This is a genomic window from Spirillospora sp. NPDC049652, assembly GCF_040675125.1.
GTDB lineage: Bacteria > Actinomycetota > Actinomycetes > Streptosporangiales > Streptosporangiaceae > Spirillospora.
Genome location: NZ_JBFAOF010000823.1, coordinates 1 through 3,301 on the forward strand (window position 1 = coordinate 1; position 3,301 = coordinate 3,301).

The following is a 3,301-nucleotide window of genomic DNA, read 5'->3' on the forward strand; positions in this document are numbered from 1 at the left end:
GCGCGCGTCACCAGGGCGTCCACCTGCGGCGGCAGCCCCTGGACGGCCAGCGACGGCGCCGGGACGACCTCGTTGACGTGCTTGTAGGCGACCGCGAGCGGCGAGTCGGCCCGGTGCGGCAGCTCGCCGGTCAGCAGCTCGTAGAGCAGGATGCCCGCCGCGTAGACGTCGGAGCGGAGGTCGGCGTTGCCGGTCACGACCTGCTCGGGCGCGAGGTAGCCGACGGTGCCGATGATCAGCCCGGTCTTGGTCATCTTGCTCGCCGACTCGGCCCGGGCGAGCCCGAAGTCGGCCACCTTGGCCTGGCCGTCCTCGGTGATCAGCACGTTCTCGGGCTTGACGTCGCGGTGCACCATCCCGGCGCGGTGCGCCGCGCCGAGCGCGGCCAGCACCGGCTGCATCAGGGTGAGCGCCTCGCGCGGCCCGATCCGGCCGCGCTCGGCGAGCAGGTCCCGCAGCGTCCGCCCGGGCACGTACTCCATGACCAGGAAGACGTGCTCGCCGTCGGTGCGCTGGTCGTACACCGCGACCACGTTGGGGTGCGAGAGCGCCGCCGCGGCCTTGGCCTCGCCGATGAACCGCGCGACGAACTCGTCGTCGGCCGCGAGGCCGGCGTGCATGACCTTGATCGCCACGACCCGGTCGAGCCGGACGTCGCGGGCGATGTAGACCGTCGCCATGCCGCCGCGGGCGATCCGGGACTCGATCCGGTAGCGCCCGTCGAGCACCTGCCCGACGAGGGGATCTGCAACCGTTGTGTCCACGCGCCGAGTCTAAAGGGCGGTTTTCGCCGATCTCATCAGCCGGGAGGATGACCGGCCCTCGGACCCGCGGCTGATCCCTCCCGCGCCGCCCCGCCGCGCGGGAGGCGCGCCGGGGCGGCCCCGCTCAGGCGGGCCGTCAGCCGCGCGGGGACTCGGGGGCGGTGGCGCAGGCCACCGGCTCGGCCTCCGCCGGCTCGGGCTCCGCCGGGACGGGCGCTGCGACCGGGACGGGCGCGGACGCCGCCGCGCGGGGCTTGCTGCGCGCCACCGCGACGCCCACCAGGCACAGGGCGCCGCCGATGAACGCGCCGAGCACCGGGACCTCGCCCAGGAACCCCCACGACATCAGGACGACCAGGGCGGGCGAGATGTAGGTGGTCGCGCCGAGCTTTCCGGCGGAGGTGCGGGCGAGCGCGTACGCCCAGGTGGTGAAGGCGAGCGCGGTCGGGACGACGCCCAGGTAGATCATGTTCAGCGTCGCGGTCGCCGAGGCGTGCGGCGCGTGCGAGACGAGCTGGCCCGCGAACGGCAGGCAGAACACCGTGCCGACCACGCAGCCGTAGGTGGTCACCTGCAGCGCCGAGGCGTGCCTCAGCGCGGGCTTCTGGATGACCACGCCGCATCCGTAGGCGACGGCCGCCAGGACGCACAGCACCACGCCGAGCAGCGACGACCCGTCGCCGGTGGACGTCGCGAGCCCCACGACGACGGCCCCGCCGAACGCGACCGCGAGGCCGGCGAACAGCCGGGGCGGGAAGCCCTCGCGCAGCAGCCAGCCGCCGAGCAGCGCGATCAGGATCGGGCCGATGTTGACCAGCATGGCCGCGGTGCCCGCGTCCACCTTCCGCTCGCCCCAGTTGAGGACGGCCATGTAGAAGCCGAACCAGAGCACGCCGGAGCCGATGATGCCGGGCCAGGCGGCGCGCGGCGGCAGGCCCTCGCGGCGGACGGCGAGGATGGCGAGGAGCACCACCGACCCGCACGCCAGCCGGCCGAGGGCGAGCGCGCCCGGCGGGTAGTCGGTGCCCGCGCTGCGGATGGCCACGAAGGCCGAGGCCCATGCGAGCACCGTCACCGCGGCCGCGAGGACCGCGCGCCGGTCCACCTGTGTCGTCGTCATGCGCCTCATCCTGGTCCCCGGACATCTCCACGGCGGTCGAAGTGTGATCGTCCGCCCAAAAACGGGCGGATGCCGTGATTTCCGGACATCAGTGTGCAGCGCGACGATCATTCAGGTCTAGTGAGTACTGCTGCAACCCACTGGTTAGGACGGCTTAACAATGCCGTCGAACGGCGACGACGCCTGGGCGTACCGGCGCTTGGGGATGCGGCCGGCCAGCCGGGCGAGCCGTCCGGCCTCGACCGCGTGCCGCATCGCCGCGGCCATCCGCGCCGGGTGCTGGGCGCGCGTCACGGCCGTCGCCAGCAGCACCGCGTCGCAGCCCAGCTCCATCGCGAGCGCCGCGTCCGAGGCGGTGCCGAGCCCGGCGTCCAGGATCACCGGGACGGTCGCCGCCTCCACGATCAGCTCGATGTTGTGCGGGTTGCGGATGCCGAGCCCGGAGCCGATCGGCGAGCCCAGCGGCATCACCGCGACGCAGCCCACCTGCTCCAGCCGGCGCGCCAGCACCGGGTCGTCACTGGTGTAGGGGAGCACGGCGAAACCGGCGTCCACCAGCTGCTCGGCGGCGTCCACCAGCTCGATCGGGTCCGGCAGCAGGGTGCGCTCGTCGGCGATGACCTCCAGCTTCACCCAGTTGGTGCCGAGCGCCTCGCGGGCCAGCTTGGCGGTCAGCACCGCCTCGCCCGCCGTGAAGCAGCCCGCGGTGTTGGGCAGCACGCGGATGCCGTGCTCGCGCAGGACGTCCAGCACCGAGCCGCGGGCGGCCGGGTCCACCCGGCGCATCGCGACCGTGGTCAGCTCGGTCCCGGACGCGGCGAGCGCCTCGCCCAGCACGCTCATGCTCGGCGCGCCGCCGGTGCCCATGATCAGCCGGGAGCCGAACTCCTCGCCCGCGATGACCAGCGGGTCGCGCCCGTCCGTGAGCCGGTCCGCGCGTCCGTCCGCGCGTCCGTCCGCGCGTCCGTCCGTGTGCGCGTCCGTGTGCGCGTCCGTGTGCGCGTCCGCGCGTCCGTCCGTCCCGGGCGGCATGTGAGCCGTCACCTTCATCCTCCCTGCACGGCGGTCAGCACCTCGAGCCGGTCCGCCTCGGTCAGCCTCGTCGCGGTCCACGCGGACCGCGCCACCACCTCGTCGTTCAGTGCGGCGGCCACCCCGCTCGGGGCGTCGGTGACCGCGGCGACCGCGTCGGCGACGCTCGCGGCCTCGGGGAGGTCGCGCGGCTCGCCGTTCACAAAGACCTTCATGCGCCTTGTCGGAACCCTTCGGAGGAGAGAGCGGAGGAGAAGCGGTCGGGGGAGAAGGGGCGGGCGACCTCGGGGAGCACGCCGTCCAGCAGCGCCGCGCAGAGCGCGTCGGCGCTGACCGGGGTGAGCAGGATCCCGTTGCGGTAGTGCCCGACGCCGAGCACCAGGCC

At 74.2% G+C, this 3,301-nt stretch carries 4 protein-coding genes; all 4 read right to left on the reverse strand.

Features of this window, described 5'->3' with window-relative positions; translation table 11 throughout:
- On the reverse strand, positions 1 to 764 hold a 764-nt coding region (locus tag AB0J52_RS33255), incomplete at its 3' end, for a protein kinase domain-containing protein (RefSeq protein WP_500186826.1).
- Between the two features lie 136 nt (positions 765 to 900).
- Positions 901 to 1,884 (reverse strand): DMT family transporter, encoded by a 984-nt coding sequence (locus AB0J52_RS33260; RefSeq protein WP_500186828.1) that lies wholly within the window; start codon positions 1,882 to 1,884, stop codon positions 901 to 903.
- A gap of 144 nt (positions 1,885 to 2,028) precedes the next feature.
- The gene (locus AB0J52_RS33265; RefSeq protein ID WP_500186829.1) at positions 2,029 to 2,928 is read right to left on the reverse strand and encodes a thiazole synthase; all 900 of its coding nucleotides are present in this window, start codon (positions 2,926 to 2,928) and stop codon (positions 2,029 to 2,031) included.
- A 2-nt stretch (positions 2,929 to 2,930) separates the two neighbouring features.
- Positions 2,931 to 3,131, reverse strand: a complete 201-nt coding sequence (gene thiS / locus AB0J52_RS33270) for a sulfur carrier protein ThiS (protein WP_500186830.1) — start codon at positions 3,129 to 3,131, stop codon at positions 2,931 to 2,933.
- Between the last annotated feature and the right edge of the window lie 170 nt (positions 3,132 to 3,301).

Coding starts and splice junctions, on each gene's coding strand:
- AB0J52_RS33260 (WP_500186828.1), bottom strand. CDS start 1,884: ATGACGACGACACAGGTGGACCGGCGCGCGGTCCTCGCGGCCGCGGTG.
- thiS (WP_500186830.1), bottom strand. CDS start 3,131: ATGAAGGTCTTTGTGAACGGCGAGCCGCGCGACCTCCCCGAGGCCGCG.